General features: G+C 64.3%; 21 protein-coding genes. 13 read left to right on the forward strand and 8 right to left on the reverse strand.

Annotated features, from left to right (window positions below; all coding sequences use genetic code 11):
• Positions 1-142 precede the first annotated feature (142 nt).
• Genes WHT83_RS14325 through WHT83_RS14335 form a run of 3 tightly spaced genes read left to right on the forward strand, consistent with a single transcriptional unit; the run spans position 143 to position 2,049 of the window.
• Positions 143-1,024, forward strand: coding sequence for an RNA methyltransferase (locus WHT83_RS14325; protein WP_406871535.1), 882 nt, complete (start codon positions 143-145; stop codon positions 1,022-1,024).
• Positions 1,017-1,802, forward strand: coding sequence for a glutamate racemase (gene murI / locus WHT83_RS14330; protein ID WP_406871536.1), 786 nt, complete (start codon positions 1,017-1,019; stop codon positions 1,800-1,802). Before WHT83_RS14325 ends, murI begins: the two co-directional genes overlap by 8 nt.
• A 58-nt stretch (positions 1,803-1,860) precedes the next feature.
• Positions 1,861-2,049: a DUF3008 family protein gene (locus WHT83_RS14335; protein ID WP_406871537.1), complete on the forward strand. Its 189-nt coding sequence runs from the start codon at positions 1,861-1,863 to the stop codon at positions 2,047-2,049.
• Between the two features lie 20 nt (positions 2,050-2,069).
• Here the strand turns inward: WHT83_RS14335 and WHT83_RS14340 are convergent, their stop codons facing one another.
• Positions 2,070-2,705 (reverse strand): NAD(P)-dependent oxidoreductase, encoded by a 636-nt coding sequence (locus tag WHT83_RS14340; RefSeq protein WP_406871538.1) that lies wholly within the window; start codon positions 2,703-2,705, stop codon positions 2,070-2,072.
• A 149-nt stretch (positions 2,706-2,854) separates the two neighbouring features.
• Between WHT83_RS14340 and WHT83_RS14345 the strand changes: the two genes are divergently transcribed.
• The 3 genes from WHT83_RS14345 (at position 2,855) to rpsD (ending at position 4,888) form a co-directional block, all read left to right on the forward strand.
• A complete protein-coding gene (locus tag WHT83_RS14345; RefSeq protein WP_318761911.1) occupies positions 2,855-3,265 on the forward strand; it encodes a helix-turn-helix domain-containing protein in 411 nt (136 codons plus the stop codon).
• A gap of 72 nt (positions 3,266-3,337) precedes the next feature.
• Complete coding sequence (locus tag WHT83_RS14350) at positions 3,338-4,048, forward strand: 2OG-Fe(II) oxygenase (protein ID WP_406871539.1); 711 nt, start codon at positions 3,338-3,340, stop codon at positions 4,046-4,048.
• 222 nt (positions 4,049-4,270) lie between these two features.
• Positions 4,271-4,888 carry a 30S ribosomal protein S4 gene (rpsD, locus tag WHT83_RS14355; RefSeq protein ID WP_055971213.1) on the forward strand — a complete coding sequence of 206 codons (618 nt, stop codon included), beginning with the start codon at positions 4,271-4,273 and terminating at the stop codon, positions 4,886-4,888.
• A gap of 212 nt (positions 4,889-5,100) precedes the next feature.
• Here the strand turns inward: rpsD and purB are convergent, their stop codons facing one another.
• The 5 genes from purB to WHT83_RS14380 form a co-directional block, all read right to left on the reverse strand.
• A complete protein-coding gene (gene purB / locus WHT83_RS14360) occupies positions 5,101-6,408 on the reverse strand; it encodes an adenylosuccinate lyase (RefSeq protein ID WP_406871540.1) in 1,308 nt (435 codons plus the stop codon).
• A gap of 59 nt (positions 6,409-6,467) precedes the next feature.
• Positions 6,468-6,998 (reverse strand): hypothetical protein, encoded by a 531-nt coding sequence (locus tag WHT83_RS14365; protein WP_406873983.1) that lies wholly within the window; start codon positions 6,996-6,998, stop codon positions 6,468-6,470.
• A gap of 14 nt (positions 6,999-7,012) precedes the next feature.
• Positions 7,013-7,729 carry a DUF2259 domain-containing protein gene (locus WHT83_RS14370; RefSeq protein ID WP_406871541.1) on the reverse strand — a complete coding sequence of 239 codons (717 nt, stop codon included), beginning with the start codon at positions 7,727-7,729 and terminating at the stop codon, positions 7,013-7,015.
• A gap of 81 nt (positions 7,730-7,810) precedes the next feature.
• Positions 7,811-8,821: a P1 family peptidase gene (locus WHT83_RS14375; protein WP_406873984.1), complete on the reverse strand. Its 1,011-nt coding sequence runs from the start codon at positions 8,819-8,821 to the stop codon at positions 7,811-7,813.
• Complete coding sequence (locus WHT83_RS14380; RefSeq protein ID WP_406871542.1) at positions 8,821-9,894, reverse strand: branched-chain amino acid ABC transporter substrate-binding protein; 1,074 nt, start codon at positions 9,892-9,894, stop codon at positions 8,821-8,823. The genes WHT83_RS14375 and WHT83_RS14380 overlap by 1 nt, the downstream gene beginning before the upstream one ends.
• 153 nt (positions 9,895-10,047) lie before the next feature.
• On the opposite strand from WHT83_RS14380, the gene WHT83_RS14385 reads away from it, so the two are divergent.
• The 7 genes from WHT83_RS14385 to WHT83_RS14415 are packed head-to-tail and all read left to right on the forward strand — an operon-like array spanning position 10,048 to position 16,445.
• Complete coding sequence (locus WHT83_RS14385; protein WP_108608401.1) at positions 10,048-10,542, forward strand: flavin reductase family protein; 495 nt, start codon at positions 10,048-10,050, stop codon at positions 10,540-10,542.
• Between the two features lie 20 nt (positions 10,543-10,562).
• On the forward strand, positions 10,563-11,492 hold the full coding sequence (locus tag WHT83_RS14390; RefSeq protein ID WP_406871543.1) for an AAA family ATPase: 930 nt from the start codon (positions 10,563-10,565) through the stop codon (positions 11,490-11,492).
• A gap of 9 nt (positions 11,493-11,501) precedes the next feature.
• Positions 11,502-12,746: a vWA domain-containing protein gene (locus WHT83_RS14395; protein ID WP_406873985.1), complete on the forward strand. Its 1,245-nt coding sequence runs from the start codon at positions 11,502-11,504 to the stop codon at positions 12,744-12,746.
• Between the two features lie 18 nt (positions 12,747-12,764).
• On the forward strand, positions 12,765-13,100 hold the full coding sequence (locus WHT83_RS14400) for an XdhC family protein (protein ID WP_108608398.1): 336 nt from the start codon (positions 12,765-12,767) through the stop codon (positions 13,098-13,100).
• A 5-nt stretch (positions 13,101-13,105) separates the two neighbouring features.
• Entirely contained in the window at positions 13,106-13,816 is a 711-nt protein-coding gene (locus WHT83_RS14405) for an XdhC family protein (protein WP_183261699.1), read from the forward strand.
• Positions 13,813-15,423, forward strand: a complete 1,611-nt coding sequence (locus tag WHT83_RS14410; RefSeq protein ID WP_406871544.1) for an NTP transferase domain-containing protein — start codon at positions 13,813-13,815, stop codon at positions 15,421-15,423. Before WHT83_RS14405 ends, WHT83_RS14410 begins: the two co-directional genes overlap by 4 nt.
• Positions 15,420-16,445 carry an alpha/beta hydrolase family protein gene (locus WHT83_RS14415; protein WP_406871545.1) on the forward strand — a complete coding sequence of 342 codons (1,026 nt, stop codon included), beginning with the start codon at positions 15,420-15,422 and terminating at the stop codon, positions 16,443-16,445. Before WHT83_RS14410 ends, WHT83_RS14415 begins: the two co-directional genes overlap by 4 nt.
• A 3-nt stretch (positions 16,446-16,448) precedes the next feature.
• On the opposite strand, the gene WHT83_RS14420 is transcribed toward WHT83_RS14415, so the two are convergent.
• Positions 16,449-17,489, reverse strand: coding sequence for a DUF1176 domain-containing protein (locus tag WHT83_RS14420; RefSeq protein WP_108608395.1), 1,041 nt, complete (start codon positions 17,487-17,489; stop codon positions 16,449-16,451).
• 66 nt (positions 17,490-17,555) lie between these two features.
• Positions 17,556-17,726 (reverse strand): DUF1127 domain-containing protein, encoded by a 171-nt coding sequence (locus WHT83_RS14425; protein WP_108608394.1) that lies wholly within the window; start codon positions 17,724-17,726, stop codon positions 17,556-17,558.
• Between the last annotated feature and the right edge of the window lie 273 nt (positions 17,727-17,999).

A 17,999-nucleotide genomic window follows, 5' to 3' on the forward strand; every position in this document is an offset into this window, starting at 1 on the left:
CTTCTTGCCGGCAGGTGTCTCCGGCGGCGGCTTCCTGCTCCGTGACGACGTCCGCCATGGCTGTCACTTACCGGAACTTCATTTTCGCGCGCAAATATGTCAGGGACGCGCAAAAGGCGCAATTCTCGGTTCAATCGCAGCAATGTCAGTCAGCCCAAGCTCCACACAGTCCGCCGCCCCCGTGATCATCCTTGTCGAGCCTCAGCTCGGCGAGAACATCGGCATGGTGGCGCGCGCCATGGCCAATTTCGGCCTCGCCGAATTGCGCCTGGTCAATCCGCGCGACGGCTGGCCGAGCGAGAAGGCGAGGGCCGCGGCCAGCAACGCCGATCACGTCATCGACGGCGTGGTGGTCTACCCCGATCTCGCATCCGCCGTTGCCGATCTCAATTTCGTCTTTGCCACCACCGCGCGCGCGCGTGACGGCTTCAAGGAAGTGCGCGGTCCGGTCGAAGCCGGGCGGACGCTGCGGGGGCACGCGGTTTCGGGGCTTCGCACCGGCATCCTGTTCGGGCGCGAGCGCTTCGGTCTCTACAACGAGGAAGTGAGCCTTGCCGACGAGATCGTCACCTTTCCGGTCGATCCAAGGTTCGCATCGCTCAACATCGCCCAGGCTGTGCTGTTGATGTCCTATGAGTGGATGAAGTCCGGCCTGGAAGACGAGACCCAGACCAATTTCACCGGCCCCGAAATGGCGCCGGCGACCAAGGATCAGTTGCACGGGCTGCTTAATCATCTGGAAGCAGCGCTCGACGCGCGCGGCTATTTTCGCCCAGCCGCCAAGAAACCCAAGATGGTCGACAATCTGCGTTCGGTGCTGACGCGGCCCGGCTTCTTCGCCCCCGAGCTCAAGGTTCTGCGTGGCGTCGTCGCCTCGCTCGACTATTTCTCGCCCAAGGAGCCGCGTGGCGCCGGCTACCCCGACCGCAAGGCCAAGGTCGATCACGCCGCCCATTCAGGCAGCGGGAGTGCCGATGAGGACGACATGCCGCCGATAGGCGGCCGGGGGCTCGACAATGACTGACCGTCCGATCCTGATGTTCGATTCGGGCATCGGGGGACTTACCGTGCTGCGCGAGGCACGCGTACTGATGCCCGAGCGCCGCTTCGTCTATGTCGCCGACGATGCCGCTTTTCCCTATGGCGCCTGGGAAGAGCCGGCGCTCAAGGCGCGCATCCTCGACCTGTTCGGCGGCCTGCTGGAGCGTTTCGATCCCGAGATCTCGGTCATCCCGTGCAACACCGCCTCGACGCTGGTCATAGATGCCCTGCGCGATGCATTCCCCGGCCATCCTTTCGTCGGCACCGTGCCGGCGATCAAGCCGGCAGCCGAACGCACCCGCTCCGGCCTGGTGTCGGTGCTGGCCACGCCAGGCACGGTCAAGCGGCAATACACCCGCGACCTGATCACCCAGTGGGCGACGAAATGCCATGTCCGGCTGGTCGGCAGCGACAGGCTGGCTCAGATGGCCGAAACCTACATGCGCGACGGCTTCGTCGACGAGCAGGCGGTGAAGGACGAGATCGCGCCCTGCTTTATCGAGCAGGATGGCCGGCGCACCGACATAGTCGTTCTCGCCTGCACGCATTATCCGTTCCTGGTCAATCGCATGCGCAAGACGGCGCCCTGGCCGGTCGACTGGATCGATCCGGCCGAGGCCATCGCGCGCCGGGCGCTGTCATTGCTCAACGGCTCGCGTGGTACGCGCGACATGGCCGGGCCCGATCTCGCCGTCTTCACGTCGCAACGGTCGGATTTTGCCACGCGCCGGCTGATGCAGGGCTTCGGGCTGACGGTCTGAGGGAACATCACCGGGCAGCAGGCGTTTCCCAAACCCGCAACGGTTAGGAGAAAACGATATGCCCGCCACATCGAGAGCCCAGCAGAAAGCCGCTGGCGCGGCCCTGGCTGCCAAGCGCGGCGAGATCAAGAGGAGCAAACTTTTCGGCGCATCGAAGGAAATGTACGAATCGATGACCGAGAAGGAACTCGAAGAGTTTGCCGAGACGAAACATAAGGGCCTGCCGGAGCACAAGACAAAGCACTGAGCCCCGGACAGGCGGCTCGATCAGTACCCGGCGGTGAAGCGCTTGCCGGTATGCTTGGGCGACACGGCTTCGTCGACGATGGCAACAGCCAAGTCTTCCACCGAGATGCGGCTTTCGCCATAGGCGTCGAACACCGGCTGGTCGCCGCCGACACGGAACTTGCCGGTGCGCTCGCCCGGTGCGAGGTGAATCGCGGGCGATACGAACGACCAGTCGAGCCCGCTTTCGTTGCGCAGCGCGCTGAGCGCGTCGCGCGCAGCCAAGGCGCCGTCCCTGTAGGCTGCGGGGAAGTCGGGGCCGTCGACGAGCTGCTTGCCGTCGATCTCCAGGCTGCCGGCGCCGCCGACGATGATCACGCGTTTGCCCGCAGCCTTGGCGGCGGCCGCGATCGCCTTCGAGCCGGCGAGGTGCTTGGCGTAGATGTCGGGGTCGCCCCAGCCGCCATTGAAGGCGGAGATGACGATGTCGCTGTCCGAGATCGCGGCCTTCAGTGCGCCGGCGTCGTTCACGTCGGCCTTGACCGCGTTGACGCCGTCGTGAGTAGCCACCTTTTCGGGGGAGCGCACGATGGCCGAAACTTCGTGGCCGCGAGAGGTTGCTTCTTTGAGCACTGCGCCGCCGACGAAGCCGGACGCGCCGATGAGAGCGATTTTCATGACTGTTCTCCTTGTTCGGCCTGTTTTGCCAATTCGGGCGAAAGCAGGTATGATCTGTAATCAGGTTACCAACGATAACCATATAGCTTGGCAGGCCGGACGCGAAAAGAACGCATGATTTCGTGCCTAGGTTACCTCAGGAGAACCGCATGAACGCGCCAGCGAAGGCAGCAGCAGTGGCGCCGCTGCTGCATACGACCCCCGGCTTCGAGACCGATGGCCGTGATACCTGTCCCATCCGCGAGGTGCTCGACCGTGTCGGCGACACCTGGAGCATCCTGGTCGTCATCAACCTTCAGGCGCAGCCGGTGCGATTTAACGCACTGAAGCGCTCCATCGAGGGTATTTCGCAGCGTATGCTGACGGTCACCTTGCGTTCGCTCGAACGTGACGGGCTGGTCACGCGCACCGTGCGGCCGACCACGCCGCCGGAGGTCGAGTACGGGCTGACGGAACTCGGCCAGTCGATTGCCGTGCCGATCGCGGCCCTTGGCGACTGGGCGGCGGCCAATCGCGACCGCATGCGCTGTTCACGCGACAGTTTCGACGCCCAGGCGTGACAAGCGCAGGAATCGGAATGCGGCACTCTTCATGACAGCCTAGATTCGGCGCCGAACCCGACAAGGAGCGCCATGATGAATGTCCAGGATGTTGTTTCGAGAGTGAACTGGGAGGTCGTTCTCCGCGATCTCGACGAGTTTGGCGTGGCACCGGTGGGCCAATTGCTCGACAGCCAGACCTGTCTCGAGTTGCGAAAGCTCTACGATCAAGACGCCCATTTCCGCAGCCGGATCGTCATGCAGCGGCACGGCTTCGGGTCGGGTGAATACAAATATTTCTCCAACCCGCTTCCCGATGTGATCGCCGGTTTTCGCCAGAGCTTCTACGAACGCCTTGCTCCATTCGCCAATGGTTGGAACGAGCGCATGGGGCTCGACCGGCGTTATCCGCCAGAATTGGACTCCTTCCTGGCCGAGTGCCACGGAGACGGGCAGACGAAGCCGACGCCACTTCTGTTGAAATACGGCGCGGGCGACTACAATTGCCTGCATCAGGATGTCTACGGCGCCCATCTCTTTCCAGTGCAACTGGTGATTCTGCTCAGCGAGCCGAAAAAAGAGTTCGACGGCGGCGAATTCGTCATGACCGAACAGCGGCCGCGCATGCAGTCTCGTGCCGAGGTCGTGACGTTGGGAATGGGCGAGGGCGCGCTGTTTGCCGTCAACGACCGGCCGAAGGCTGGCTCGCGCGGCGATTACCGGGTAAAGATGCGCCACGGCGTCAGCCGCATCCGCTCCGGCGAGCGCCTCACCCTCGGCATCATCTTCCATGATGCGAAGTGAGCCGGCGCCCTGCGACGCGTTGACATTGCAGCCCGTTTCCCCTAGTTAGCCGCCAACGCTGGGCCGAAACGCCCGGTGTTTCATTTGACGTGTCCCGTGGACCTTTTCCGCAAAGCGTGCGTGGAAGATCCTGTCAGGCTCCGAAAACGGGGGCCAGAGGAGGGCGCGTTTCCTTCACTCGAAACACGAGGTTTCGGGTGTATCGTTTTGAAAGGGAATGCGATGAGCAAGCGCGAATCCGCGAAATACAAAATCGATCGCCGTCTTGGCGAGAACATCTGGGGCCGTCCGAAGTCCCCGGTCAACAAGCGTGAATACGGCCCCGGCCAGCACGGCCAGCGTCGCAAGGGCAAGCTCTCGGACTTCGGTCTGCAGCTGCGCGCCAAGCAGAAGCTGAAGGGTCACTACGGCGACATCTCGGAAAAGCAGTTCCGCAAGACCTACGAAGAGGCCAACCGCCGCAGGGGCGATACGCCGGAGAACCTGATCGGTCTTCTCGAGTCGCGTCTCGACGCGGTTGTCTACCGCGCCAAGTTCGTGCCGACCATTTTCGCTGCCCGTCAGTTCGTCAACCACGGCCACGTCAACGTCAACGGCAAGCGTACCAACATCTCGTCGTACCGCTGCAAGGCCGGCGACGTCATCGAGGTCCGCGAGAAGTCGAAGCAGCTGGTGATCGTGCTTGAGGCTGTTGCCCTCGCCGAGCGCGACGTGCCGGACTACATCGAAGTCGACCACAACAAGATGGTTGCGACCTTTGCTCGCGTTCCTGGCCTGTCGGACGTTCCGTTCGCCGTCCAGATGGAACCGAACCTCGTCGTCGAATTCTATTCGCGCTAATCCCTTCGGATCGGCGCCGGCCGGCAACGGCTGTCAAAGCATCGCAAAGACCCCGTCGATTTTCGGCGGGGTTTTTTGTTGTTTGGTATTGGTCACGATGGCGCGAGTGATTTCGCGACATAGCCCATGAAAAAAAACCCCGGCTTGCGCCGGGGTTTTTGCAGTCCGAAGGCCCGCGATAATGCGGGCCTTTCTGTTTCAGGCCTTGAGGCTCAGCTTGCGCCGAACACGCGGGCGAAGATCGTGTCGACATGCTTGGTGTGATAGCCGAGGTCGAACTTCTCGCGGATCTCGCTCTCGGGCAGGGCTGCCGTCACTTCCTTGTCGGCGAGCAGTTCCTCGAGGAAGTCCTTGCCTTCTTCCCACACCTTCATGGCGTTGCGCTGGACCAAACGGTAAGCGTCCTCGCGGGAAACACCTGCCTGGGTCAGTGCCAGCAGCACGCGTTGCGAATGAACCAGCCCACGGAACTTGTTCATGTTCTTGAGCATGTTGTCGGGATAGACGACGAGCTTGTCGATGACGTTGGTCAGGCGAGCCAGCGCGAAGTCGAGGGTGACCGTCGCATCCGGGCCGATCATGCGCTCGACCGACGAGTGCGAGATATCGCGCTCATGCCACAGCGCCACGTTTTCCATCGCAGGCGCCGCATAGGAGCGGACCATGCGGGCGAGGCCGGTCAGGTTCTCGGTCAGCACCGGGTTGCGCTTGTGCGGCATCGCCGACGAGCCCTTCTGGCCCGGCGAGAAGTATTCTTCCGCCTCGAGCACCTCGGTGCGCTGCAGGTGGCGGATTTCGGTGGCCACGCGCTCGATCGACGAGGCGATGACGCCGAGGGTGGTGAAGAACATGGCGTGGCGGTCGCGCGGGATGACCTGCGTCGACACCGGCTCCGGCTTGAGACCCAGCTTGGCTGCGACATGCTCCTCGACGCGCGGGTCGATGTTGGCGAAGGTGCCGACTGCACCCGAGATCGCGCAGGTGGCGATGTCCTCGCGGGCATGCACCAGGCGTTCGCGGCAGCGGGTGAACTCGGCAAATGCCAGTGCCAGCTTCACGCCGAAGGTCGTGGGCTCGGCATGGATGCCGTGGCTACGGCCGATGGTGACGGTGTCCTTGTGCTCGAAGGCACGGCGCTTGAGGGCGGCCAGCAGCGCGTCGAGATCGGCGAGCAGGATGTCGGTCGCCCGCACCAGCTGCACGCTGAGGCAGGTGTCGAGCACGTCGGAAGAGGTCATGCCCTGGTGGATGAAGCGCAGATCCGGGCCGACGAATTCGGCGAGGTGCGTCAGGAACGCGATGACGTCATGCTTGGTGACGCGCTCGATCTCGTCGATGCGCTCGACGTCGAACTTCGCAGCGCCGCCCTTTTCCCAGATCGTCTTCGCTGCTTCCTTGGGGATGACGCCGATTTCGGCCAGCGCGTCGCAGGCATGGGCCTCGATCTCGAACCAGATGCGGAACCGGGTTTCGGGAGACCAGATGTCGACCATCTCGGGCCGGGAGTAGCGAGGGATCATGGTGGGGCTTGTCCAGCTGAGTTTCGTCGCCGCTCCCCTAACAGAGGTGAGCCCAATGCTCAACGCGAACGGTAGGTAAACCACGCTGCAGCAGTGAAAAGGGCGGCAAATCCACCCGGAAAATACAGCCTGATGCCCAATACCGCAAATTGGTAGAGCGCCACCAGCCCGGTGAAGACGAACTGGAACGCCCAGGTCACGGTGAAGGGCTCGGCATGCCACTCGGCATAATAGCTGCGATACTGCAGCGCATAGAACAGGGCGGTCAGGCTGATCGTCGTCACGGCCAGCGCAACGAAAGTCGCGGCGAAGGCCGTCTCGGCGCGACGGCCATGCGAAAGCAATCTTGCCAGCATCCAGCCTATGGGGAAGGCGGCAGCCCCGCCGAGCGCGAAAAGCACGACCACGGCGCGGACCCGAAGGGGTGTCTCCCAATGGTCGAGAAGCAGCGAGTAAAACGCCGAGGCACCCATCGCAAAGCCCCAGAGCGCAGAACCGGCGAGCGCAAGGCGCAGCGAGGGCAGGGCCTGGCGCAGTTTCCTGCCGGCACGTATGGCGCGCGATCCCTCGATCTGGGCACCGGATTCCATGGTGGTGGTGTCGCTCACATCCGTCCCGTAACCGCGAGCCAGCGGTGGTCAGGGCCTTCGAATCCATGACGGATGACGGTGATCAGTACCGCGTAGGTCATCGCGCCGCCTTCGCCGAAGAAGGCCTGAACGCCGCCGATGCGATAGCCGGTCGGGCAGCCGCGGCTGAGCGGCACGTCCTTGTCTTCCTGCATGACGGTGGTCTTGCCGCCGTCGCCGACCTGCACCAGCTTGAAGCCCTTGACCGGACCGATGCCGGGGCAGCGTTCGATCTCGCCGAGCGGAATCTCTTCAAGGCGGAATTCGAGTGGCGCGTCGATCGGCGGAAATACCGGTCGTGGATTGACCACCATGCGCAGCGGATCGGCACTGGTCTCGGTCACGGCGTTGAAGCCGGCGAGACGGCCACGGTTGGCGCCCAGCACGTCTTCGGCGATGACCTTGTCGCCACGCTTGCGCGCCTCGTCGCGTGCCACCTGCAGGCCGACGCTCTCGTCTTCCATCTGCACCCGCACCGGCGTGTTGGGCAGGAACGTGTCGGTTACCGTGTCGATGTAGAAGCGGTGGGCATAGGCAAAGCCCGAGCCGTCCTGGATGCCGTATTCCTCGAAGGCGAACACCTTGCCGTCGGCGCTGAAGCCAAGCACGTTGAGCTCGGCAGCGTCGCCGGCGTGCGCGGCCTGTGACGCGGCCAGCAACGACATGCCTGCGAGGCAAAGAAGCTTCATCATTTTCATCGCCGTGCCCCTCTTTCCGATTGAATCAATTTTTCAGGCGAAAGCGCTAAGATACCGTCAATAAAGGACTTTAGGTCATCCAGTGCGTGCCGACCACGCAGGCATTATGTCGCCGGGCGCGGCGGATGCGGCATGCACGCCGCGCGCGATCGCCCGCGCCATGGTCGAGGCTGCTGCGGCGAAGAAGTCGACGACGTCGGCCTGCCCGACCTCGATCCCGCTCGCGCCCGTCGCCAGCGCAAACACCAGATCGCCGTCGAACGGCGTGTGCACCGGCCAGATGGCACGGGTGAAGCCGTCATGCGCCGCGATCGCCAGCCGCTTGGCGGCGGCCTTGGTCAGCACGGCGTCGGTGGCGATCACCGCGATGGTGGTGTTGGCCACCGCGCTGTTTTCGTCCTCGTATTTCTTGAACACGCGAGCGGCGTCCGCTGGCATCGGCGAGGGGTAGCCCAGACCGCCGAACTCGCCGTCCAGCTCAAAAGGTGCGGCCCAGAAGTGCCTGGAGCGTCCGACCGTCACTGAGCCGGTGGCGTTGACGGCAACCAGCGCGCCGACCGTCACGCCGTTGGGCAGGACGGTCGAGGCAGAACCCAGCCCGCCCTTCAGCCCGGCAGTCAGCGCGCCGGTGCCGGCGCCCGTGGTGCCGAGCGCGAATTCGCGGCCGGCGGACTGCGCGGCGTCATAGCCGAGCTCGCGATAGGGCGGGTAGCGGCCCCAGTCCTTGTCGCCGCCGTTCAGCATGTCGAACAGGATCGCCGCCGGCACGATCGGGATGATCTGGTCGCGTATGGCAAAGCCGATGCCTTTTTCGCGCAAAGCCGCCTGCACGCCCGACGCGGCGTCGAGGCCGAAGGCGGAGCCGCCGGCAAGCGCTATCGCATTGACGGTCTCGACAGTGTTGTGCGCCTCGAGAAGGTCGGTCTCGCGTGTTCCCGGCGCCCCGCCCAGTACCTGCACGGCCGCCGTCGCCGGCGCGTCGCACAAAACCACGGTCACGCCCGACTTCGCCTTTTCATCGTCAGCATTGCCGACCAGCAGGCCGGCGACGTCGGTGATCAGGTTGAGCGGTCCGGCTTTCAGCATCATTCGGTCTCTGCAGGCACGTAGCTTGTACCGTCGAAGCGGAACAGGCGGAACGGGTTGTCGGTAAGGTCGCCCTTGGCGTCGAACCGGATTTTTCCGATGGCCGTATCGAAGTCTGTACCGGCCAACACGCCCGCGACCGGTTTTCCCGACGACGTGGCTAGATCTGCAGCCGCACGTGCGATTTCCACCGCTGCATAGGCAGGCAGGGCGTAGCCGTCCGTCACCGCCTTTGCAGTCTCGAACGCCGCCAGCACGTCGGGGCTCGCCATGTCGGACCATTCCGGAGCCGCGATCATCAGCGTGCCTTCGGCCGGACGGACTGTCCGATCCGCCACGCGCAGGGTATCGCCGCCGGCAAACACGATTTCGGCGCCCAGCGATGCCGCATCGCGGCCCATCACGGCGACATCTTCACCGTCGCCGCCGACGAACACATGCGTCGCACCCGCCTTGCGCAGCCGGCCGATCAGCGCGACCTGGTTGTCGAGCTGCGGCCTGAAGGTGTCCAGGAACACCGGTTTCAGCCCCGCTTGTTCGGCGCCCGCCCGAAAGCTCTCGGCCAGTTCGCGGCCATAGATGGTGCCGTCGTCGACGATGGCGAACAGTTCGTCGGTCCACAGCCGCGTCAGAAGCGAAGCTCCCGCCTCGCGCTCGCCGTCGCCGCGCGGTCCAAGCCGGAACACCTGCCAGCCGGTCTTGTCACGCCGGTCGGTCAGGCTGTCGGTACGCACGCCGATGGTGATGACAGGTATCTGCGCATCCTTGAGGACCGGCAATGCTGCCTCTATCGCTTCGGTGCACAGAAACCCCGTGACCACGGTCACCTTGGCGTCGACAAAGCGCTTTGCCGCCTTGGCCCCGCCTTCTGCCGTGCACTGGTCGTCGGCGATCTCGAGCGATACCCCGTCATGCGCGGCCGCGAGCGACGCGCCGGTCTTGATCTGCTCGCCGAGAATGCCCGACGGGCCGGAAAGCGGCGCCGCCACGCCGATCTTCAACGGCTCGGCCTGGGCAGCCAGCGTCACCAACGATGCGGCCAGGGCAGTGGCGATGGCAGTTGCGGATCGCATTCGGTCCAATAAAATCCTCTGCGCGCGCAAGTTTACGCGATGTCTTTGACCTACTGCCTGGCCCGTATAAGCGCAATGTGCTTGTGTCCACTTGCTTGTGAGCCCAATGATGCGGGCATATATAGCCCTCAGGGATCATCGCAGGAAAACGCCTTGCTGAAGAAGTTTGAAGTCGGGCCGCAGGCCTATCGCGACGCCATGAGCCACTTTGCCGGCGCCGTTCATCTGGTGACCACCGATGGTGTGGCCGGCAAACGTGGCGCAACCGTCATCGCCGCATGCTCGGTTTCGGACGCTCCGCCGATGGTGCTGGTCTGCGTCAATCGCGAAAACCCCAAGAACGATGCTTTCATCGAGAACGGCAATTTTGCCCTCAACACGCTTGCCGCGAAGCACGAGCCGCTCGCCGTCGCCTTTTCCGGCGTCACCGGCCTGCCGCCGGAACAGCGATTCGCGCTTGGCGAATGGGAGGTCCTGGCCTCCGGCGCACCGGCATTGATCGGCGCGGTCGCGGTGTTCGACTGCGAACTGGTCGACACCAAGGAACTGGCCACCCATCGCGTCATGTTTGGCAAGGTGACAGGCCTGCGCATCGGCGATAACCTCCGCCCACTCGTCTATCACGGCCGCAGCTATCACGTGCTGTAGGCCGTCTCCCCGGAAGCGCCATGACCGACCGTACGCCTCGTCCCATCCCGCAAACGATCGACGAGACGCTCGAGCTGTTGACCGGCGCCGACTACGTCGCCGACCGGGCCTTGGCGACGGTGCTGTTCCTGGCGCTGCGCATGAATCGGCCCCTCTTTCTCGAGGGCGAGGCGGGTGTCGGCAAGACCGAGATCGCCAAGGTGCTGGCGAGCGCGCTCGGCCGCCGGCTGATCCGGCTGCAATGCTATGAAGGGCTCGACGTCTCGTCCGCCGTCTACGAGTGGAACTATGCGGCGCAGATGATCGAGATCCGCATGGAGGAGGCTGTCGGCAAGGTCGATCGCTCCGCCATGGAAAAGAACGTCTTTTCCGAGAAATATCTGATCCGCCGGCCGGTGCTCGATGCGCTGACCGGCAAGGCCGGTGCTGCCCCGGTGTTCCTCATCGACGAGCTCGACCGTACCGACGAGGCTTTCGAAGCCTTCCTGCTCGAAATCCTCTCCGACTACCAGGTGACGGTGCCCGAGCTCGGCACGATCAAGGCGGAAGAGCCGCCGATCGTCATCATCACCACCAACCGCACCCGCGAGATCCACGACGCTCTCAAGCGCCGCTGCCTCTACCATTGGGTCGACTATCCCAATGCCGAGCGCGAGCTCGAGATCGTCCGCCGCAAGGTGCCCCAGGCCAACCAGCGGCTTTCCCACGAGGTCGTGCGTTTCATCCAGCGGCTGCGCGAGATCGAGCTGTTCAAGGTGCCCGGCGTCGCCGAAACCATCGACTGGGCAAGTGCGTTGACCGAACTCGACAAGGTCGCGCTCGATCCCGAGACGATTTCGGACACGATCGGCGTGCTCTTGAAGTACCAGGACGACATTGCCCGGATCGAGCAGGGCGAAGGCCGCCGTATCCTCAACGAGGTGAAGGCGGAGCTGGCGGCGGCGGAGTAGGGTGCAGTGATGGACGTGTCCGTGATCGACACCACCAAGCCCGACGGCCGCATCGCCGACAACATCGTCTATTTCGCCCGCGCCCTGCGCAAGGCCGGCATGCGGGTCGGCCCCGCCTCGGTCAAGGACGCCATCGAGGCCGTGCTCGCCGCAGGCATCGGCTCGCGCGACGACTTCTACTGGACGCTGCATGCCGTGCTGGTCACCCGCCACGAGGATCACCCGACCTTCGACGAGGCTTTCCGGCTGTTCTGGAAATCGCGTGAGCTGATCGAGAAGATGCTGGCGATGTTTTCGCCCGTCGCGCCCGACAATCGCGAGAAGCAGAAGCCGCGTGCCGCCGAAAACCGCGTCAGCCAGGCGATGTTCGAAGGCCACCAGAAAAACCAGCCGCCGCGTGAGATCCCCGAGATCGAGGTCGATGCCCGTTTCACCGTGTCGGGCAACGAGATGCTGCGGGCCAAGGATTTCGCCCAGATGACGGCCCGCGAGGTGTCAGAGGCGCGGCGCGAGATCGCAGCACTTCGGCTGCCTTTCGACACCGTGCGCACCCGCCGCTTCAAGCCCGACCCGCATGGTGCCAAAGTCGATCCGCGCGCCATGATGCGCGCGGCTGCTCGAACCGGCGGCCAGTTGATCCTGCCCAAATTCCGTTCCGTCCGCGAAGTGCATCCGCCCTTGGTGGTGCTTGCCGACATTTCCGGTTCGATGAGCCAGTACACGCGCATCTTCCTGCATTTCCTGCATGCGCTGACGGAGAAGCGGCGGCGGGTTCACACCTTCGTCTTCGGCACGAGGCTCACCAACCTGACCCGCCAGATGCGCCACCGCGACCCCGATGCTGCGCTCGCCGACTGTTCCGCTGCGGTCAAGGACTGGTCGGGCGGCACCCGCATCGGCGACACGCTCGGCGAGTTCAACCGGCTGTGGTCGCGTCGCGTGCTCGGGCAGGGCGCGGTCGTCCTGCTCATCACCGACGGGCTCGAGCGCGACGATGTTGCGGGCCTCTCCGAAGAGATGGAGCGGCTGAAAAAATCCTGCCGCCGGCTGATCTGGCTCAATCCGCTGCTGCGTTTCGATGGTTTCGAGGCGCGCGCTCGCGGCGTTCGTGCCATGCTGCCTTATGTCGACGAGTTCCGTCCGGTGCATAATCTGAACGCACTGGGCGATCTCTGCGCGTCGCTCGGCGCGCCCGCATCGCGCCAAAGCGACCCCAGATTGTGGATCATCGACGGCCAGCGCCGGGCGGCGTAAGGTCGTGAAGGAGGTTCCATGCCAAGCAAGTTTCTCGATGAGGCCCGCGATCCTCTGATCATCGCCGAAGGCTGGATGAAGGACGGCAAGGACGTCGCCATTGCCACCGTGGTCGAGACCTGGGGTTCGGCGCCGCGTCCCGTTGGCAGCCATCTCGTCATCGACGCCGAAGGCACCTTTCACGGCTCGGTCTCAGGCGGCTGTGTCGAGGGTGCCGTGATTTCCGAAGCGCTCGACGTGATCGGCAGCGGCCAGCCGAAGATGCTCGAATTCGGCGTTGCCGACGAGACGGCATGGCAGGTCGGCCTGTCCTGTGGCGGCCGTATCCGGGTCTATGTCGAGCGGCTGGGCTGAGAGCGATGGATCCGTTTGCACTGAAGACGTTGAATGCCGAGCGCCGCGCGCGACGTGCGGCCATCCTGGTCACCGACATGGGCGACGGCCGCGACCGTGTCGTCAAGGAGGGCGATGTCGTCGCGGGCGATCTCGGCGAGGCGATCTCCAGGGCCTTCCGCACCGGCCTTTCCGGCACGGCCGAGGCCGAGGGTCGCCAATTCTTCCTCAACGTGCATCTGCCGCAGCCGCGGCTGGTGGTCGTCGGCGCCGTGCACATCAGCCAGGCGCTGGCGCCGATGGCCAAGATTGCTGGTTTTCCGTTGGAGATCATCGATCCGCGCACGGCCTTTGCCAGCGACGATCGCTTTCCCGACGTCACCCTCCATGCCGAATGGCCCGAGGACGTCTTGAAACATTGCCCGCTCGACCGCTATGCCGCGCTGGCGGCGGTGACGCATGATCCCAAGATCGACGATTTCGCGCTCAAGGCAGCCCTTGATGCCGAGTGCTTCTATGTTGGCGCCCTGGGCAGCCGCAAGACCCACGCCAAGCGCGTCGAGCGCCTTCTCGGCATGGGGGCGACACCTACCCAGATCGAAAGCATCAATGCGCCGATCGGTATCGATATCGGTGCGGCCAACCCGGCCGAGATTGCTGTCGCGGTCCTGGCGCAGGTCATCGCCGCATTCCGTTCGCGCGGGCTTGGCGCCAAGGCAAAAAGCGAGGCGGCGTGAAATTCGGCTCCATCTCAGTCGAACAGGCAGAGGGCGCGGTCCTGGCCCATTCAACCAGTGCCGGGGACCGTCGCTACCGCAAGGCTCATGTGCTCGGTGCCGAAGACATCGCCATCCTGGCGGCTGCGGGCCTGACCGAGATCGTCGTCGCGGTGCTGGAGCCCGGCGACCTCGGCGAGGACGCTGCAGCCGAGACTATCGCGGCAAGCATGCGGCATCGTCATGTCGAGGTGAAGCCGGCGGCGACGGGCCGGGTCAATCTGTATGCGCGGGAAGCCGGTGTTTTCACGGTGGACGCTGGCCTCGTTGACGCCATCAACGCCATCGATCCGTCGATCACCGTTGCCACGCTCGCCCGGCACGCCACCGTCGAAAAGGGCCAGATGGTCGCGACGGTGAAGATCATTCCCTTCGCTGTCGCCGGTTATCTCGTGCGGCAGGCAACCGCGCTTTGCGAGCGAAGCGAGATCTTCGCCGTCAATCCGTTCGTGCCGAAGCGCGTCGGCGTCATCCAGACGGTCCTGCCGAGCGTCAAGGCAAGCGTCCTCGGCAAGACCGCGCGCCTGACCGAACAGCGGCTGGCACGTTCGGGCAGCCGGCTGACCGCCGAGCGCCGTACCCCCCACGAAGCCTCAGCCGTGGCCGAGGCGGCGAGGGCGCTGGCCCGCGAGAACGACATGGTCGTGATCTTCGGCGCTTCGGCGCTGAGCGATTTCGACGATGTCATCCCGGCTGCCATTCGTGCCGCCGGCGGTACCGTCGTCCGTTCCGGCATGCCGGTCGATCCCGGCAATCTTCTGGTGCTGGGTCATATCGGAGCAACGGCGGTCATCGGCGCCCCCGGCTGCGCCCGCAGCCCCAAGGAAAACGGCTTCGACTGGGTGCTCGACCGGCTGATTTCAGGGCTTGAGGTGACCGCGGCCGACATCGGCGGCATGGGCGTCGGAGGTTTGCTGATGGAAATCCCGACGCGTCCGCAGCCGCGCGACCTGTCAGCCATTCCGCCGGTGCCGAGAGTCCATGCGCTGCTGCTCGCTGCCGGCCGCTCCAGCCGCATGGGCGGCTCCAACAAGCTGCTGGCGCTGTTCCAGGGCAAGCCGCTGGTGCGCCGCACGGCCGAGCGGGTGCTCGCATCGAAGGCCGAAAGCACTGTCGTGGTGACCGGCCATCAGGCGGCTCGTATCCGTGAGGCACTTACAGGCCTCGACATTCCGGTTGCGCACAATGCCGATTTCGTTTCCGGTCTCGCCAGTTCGCTCAAGGCGGGCGTCGCGGCACTTCCCGAGGATGCCGCCGGCGCGCTGATCGTGCTTGGCGACATGCCCGAGGTGCTGCCAGCCGACCTCAACCGGCTGATCGAGGCTTTCGAACGCGCCGAGGGCCGCGCCGTGGTTCGCGCCACCCACGACGGCAAGCGCGGCAACCCGGTCATCTTGCCCCGGTCTTTGTTCCCTGCGGTCGCCCACCTCGAAGGCGACACCGGCGCCCGGCATCTGGTCGAGGCCGAGGGTGTCGATGTGATCGACGTCGAGATCGGCGCAGGGGCGGCTGTCGATGTCGACACGCCCGAGGCGCTCGAAGGAGCGGGCGGGGTGCTGCAGGATTGAGCGTGTTGACAAAGGGCCTGTTGGCCAGCCAACCCTTGGTGATGGTTCTCAACGCTTTCAAATCGAAGTCGCATTCTTTCGCGCCCCCCTCTGTCCTGCCGGACAGTCCGGCAGGACAGAGGGGGGCAACGTGTAGCGCTTGGCTGCAAGTCAGCATAGGCCACTTCGTTCTGCCGCTTGTTCTCGCCGCATCAGTTGCCTCTCCCGCCCATGCCCAAACCCTCGCGCCCTACAAGGACGACCTCTTTGCCTATCCGGCGATCCTGTCCTCCGAGGGCGACACCTACCGCGTCGTCGATTACCAGGAGATGCGCGACATCAACGAGCGCGACCAGGTACCTGAGCGCAGGGTCCAGGGCAAGTATGTCTCGACCGGCGTGCGCAAGGTGCAGCAGGACCTGGTGTTGAGGACCGACGCCGGCGAAATCAGGCATGTCGCGGTGGGCAAGACCGAGGGCGCGTCGGTCATCGTGCTCTACCTCCACGGCCAGGGCGGCAGCCGCAAGCAGGGCGTCGACGACTTCACCTTCGGCGGCAACTTCAACCGTATCAAGAACCTGATGGTCGCCAATGGCGGGCTCTATCTGTCACCTGACTTTTCCGACTTCGCCGACAAGGGTGTTTCAGAGGTAGCTGCCCTGATCGAGCACTACGCAGCCCAATCCCCTGGCGCAAAGGTCGTTGTCGCCTGCGGCTCGATGGGTGGGGCGCTGTGCTGGGGACTGGCCCGTGACGCCAGGGCGGCCAAGCAATTGAGCGGGCTGATGCTGCTTGGCTCGCTGTGGGAGGACGGCTTCCTCAAGTCTCCGGCCTTCGCGGCCAAGGTGCCGGTGTTTTTCGCCCAGGGCAGCAAGGACCCGGTCTTCCCGGTGGAAAAGCAGGAGGCGTTCTTCCGCTCGATCCTTGCCGAGAAGCCGGGTTACCCCGTGCGTTTCGTGCGTTTCGAGACCGGCACCCACGGTACGCCGATCCGCATGACCGACTGGCGCGAGACGCTCAACTGGATGCTGGCAGAAAGATAGCGGTCACGGCCCGGTGTTGTAGTCGAGCACTGTCTCCGGGTTGATCTCGCCGTCATAGGATGCATCGACGTCGTATTTCACCAGCGAAAACGCGCCGTCGCGGAAGATCCAGATGCCGTCCGACGAGGCGTCGCCGACGCCGCGCCATTTGGCGTGCGAGGCGATTGTCCTGGTATTCACGTCGTAGAACGAATTGACCAGCTCGCCTTCCGAGCGGTAGCCGATGGTGCTGACGCTCTCGACCTTGCCCTCGCTGTCGTCGTTCTCGTAGCGGATATCGAGTTCGGGCGTGGCGAAGTGTTGCTGCCTCAGCCCGGCAAGCTCGCTCCAGAAATAGTAGACGTGGGTCTCGTTGTAGGCGCCCATCGTGCAGTAGAAGCGGAACAGCCTGGCCTCGCTCGGCTTGGCGTCCGCCGCGTCTGTCTTGTTGTGATAGGAAATCGTGTAGCTCAGCGCGGCATCGTCGCGTTCCGAGCGGGTGTCGCACGAGCCTTGGTAGTCACTGGCAAACAGCTTCTTTGCTTGGTCGAGCACGGCATCGGTTTCGGTGGGCGGGGCGTCGCCGCATTGCTTGGGCAGCGCGCCGGCCAATTCGCCTTCGGCGGGCTTGAGTGCGCCCTTGTCGAGTTGGATCGGAGTGAACGGCGGCTCCTGGATCGAGCCATTGACCTGGCGGGCGGTATAGCAGCCGGCGAAAACCTTCTCGGTGCCGTCCTTGTCGACGGCGCGGATCGCGACCGGGATGTTGTAGAAGATGCTGCCGGCAGCGCCTTCCGAGCTGACCGCGCCGGTTTCGACGTCGACGCGCTCGGTCGCCTCGTAGCCCTTGGCGAAGGTTTCGAAATCCTTGGCCGGCTTGGCCTCGCCGAAATAGTCCCAGGCGCGGGCATATTCCTTGCGGCTCACCGCATTGTAGAGCGAGCGGACAACGGCGGCCGCGTCGGAACGATCATCGATATAGGGAACTTCGGCCGCGAACGCCTGGACGGGCAATAGCGCTGAAAGGGCCAGCGTGGCGGCCGCGGGCGTCGAAAAAATCTTCATCGCGAATCTCCTGCCTGCCGCAATGATGCCTGATCGATTGCGGCAGCGCAGTGACGCGCGTGACCATCACGCCTGGCGCGTCGACATTTCCCGGGCGATGCGCGGGAAATCGGCCGGCTTGATGCCGATGTCGGAGCGGTCGGCATTGCTCATCGCATTGAGCAGCGCGAGCGCTGCGCGATAGCGTGCCTGTTCCTTGGGGCGCGGGCGGGCGAACAGTTCAGTGTAGAAACCCATGTTTCATGGCTCCTGTTGGTCCTCCCATTGCACATATAGGTGATTCCATTGCGATTGTGCAGTGCAGCATAAGCATGGCTGCCATGCGGGGTGCCGGCGTTTTATCTCGTCGCGATGAAACAAAAATCCCATCGCCAGCGTAACTGCATTGCCGGCGATTGCCGGTTTTCCTCGCCGTAGGGCGTTTCCGGGCCGTCGTCCTCGTGCGGCCCGGCTTTTTCTAGTTCGATTCTAAGATGCGGACGAAGCATCGAAGCGATTTTTAACCGGCCA

It is taken from the genome of Aminobacter sp. P9b (assembly GCF_045345995.1).
Classification (GTDB): Bacteria; Pseudomonadota; Alphaproteobacteria; order Rhizobiales; family Rhizobiaceae; genus Aminobacter; species Aminobacter niigataensis.

Bases quoted from the DNA above. Each gene is read 5' to 3' on its own strand.
- WHT83_RS14370 (WP_406871541.1), bottom strand. From the start codon at position 7,729: ATGATGAAGCTTCTTTGCCTCGCAGGCATGTCGTTGCTGGCCGCGTCA.
- murI (WP_406871536.1), top strand. From the start codon at position 1,017: ATGACTGACCGTCCGATCCTGATGTTCGATTCGGGCATCGGGGGACTT.
- WHT83_RS14425 (WP_108608394.1), bottom strand. From the start codon at position 17,726: ATGGGTTTCTACACTGAACTGTTCGCCCGCCCGCGCCCCAAGGAACAG.
- WHT83_RS14325 (WP_406871535.1), top strand. From the start codon at position 143: ATGTCAGTCAGCCCAAGCTCCACACAGTCCGCCGCCCCCGTGATCATC.
- WHT83_RS14365 (WP_406873983.1), bottom strand. From the start codon at position 6,998: ATGGAATCCGGTGCCCAGATCGAGGGATCGCGCGCCATACGTGCCGGC.
- WHT83_RS14420 (WP_108608395.1), bottom strand. From the start codon at position 17,489: ATGAAGATTTTTTCGACGCCCGCGGCCGCCACGCTGGCCCTTTCAGCG.
- WHT83_RS14375 (WP_406873984.1), bottom strand. From the start codon at position 8,821: ATGCTGAAAGCCGGACCGCTCAACCTGATCACCGACGTCGCCGGCCTG.
- rpsD (WP_055971213.1), top strand. From the start codon at position 4,271: ATGAGCAAGCGCGAATCCGCGAAATACAAAATCGATCGCCGTCTTGGC.
- WHT83_RS14400 (WP_108608398.1), top strand. From the start codon at position 12,765: ATGCCAAGCAAGTTTCTCGATGAGGCCCGCGATCCTCTGATCATCGCC.
- WHT83_RS14335 (WP_406871537.1), top strand. From the start codon at position 1,861: ATGCCCGCCACATCGAGAGCCCAGCAGAAAGCCGCTGGCGCGGCCCTG.
- WHT83_RS14350 (WP_406871539.1), top strand. From the start codon at position 3,338: ATGATGAATGTCCAGGATGTTGTTTCGAGAGTGAACTGGGAGGTCGTT.
- WHT83_RS14340 (WP_406871538.1), bottom strand. From the start codon at position 2,705: ATGAAAATCGCTCTCATCGGCGCGTCCGGCTTCGTCGGCGGCGCAGTG.
- WHT83_RS14380 (WP_406871542.1), bottom strand. From the start codon at position 9,894: ATGCGATCCGCAACTGCCATCGCCACTGCCCTGGCCGCATCGTTGGTG.
- purB (WP_406871540.1), bottom strand. From the start codon at position 6,408: ATGATCCCTCGCTACTCCCGGCCCGAGATGGTCGACATCTGGTCTCCC.
- WHT83_RS14345 (WP_318761911.1), top strand. From the start codon at position 2,855: ATGAACGCGCCAGCGAAGGCAGCAGCAGTGGCGCCGCTGCTGCATACG.
- WHT83_RS14395 (WP_406873985.1), top strand. From the start codon at position 11,502: ATGGACGTGTCCGTGATCGACACCACCAAGCCCGACGGCCGCATCGCC.
- WHT83_RS14405 (WP_183261699.1), top strand. From the start codon at position 13,106: ATGGATCCGTTTGCACTGAAGACGTTGAATGCCGAGCGCCGCGCGCGA.
- WHT83_RS14390 (WP_406871543.1), top strand. From the start codon at position 10,563: ATGACCGACCGTACGCCTCGTCCCATCCCGCAAACGATCGACGAGACG.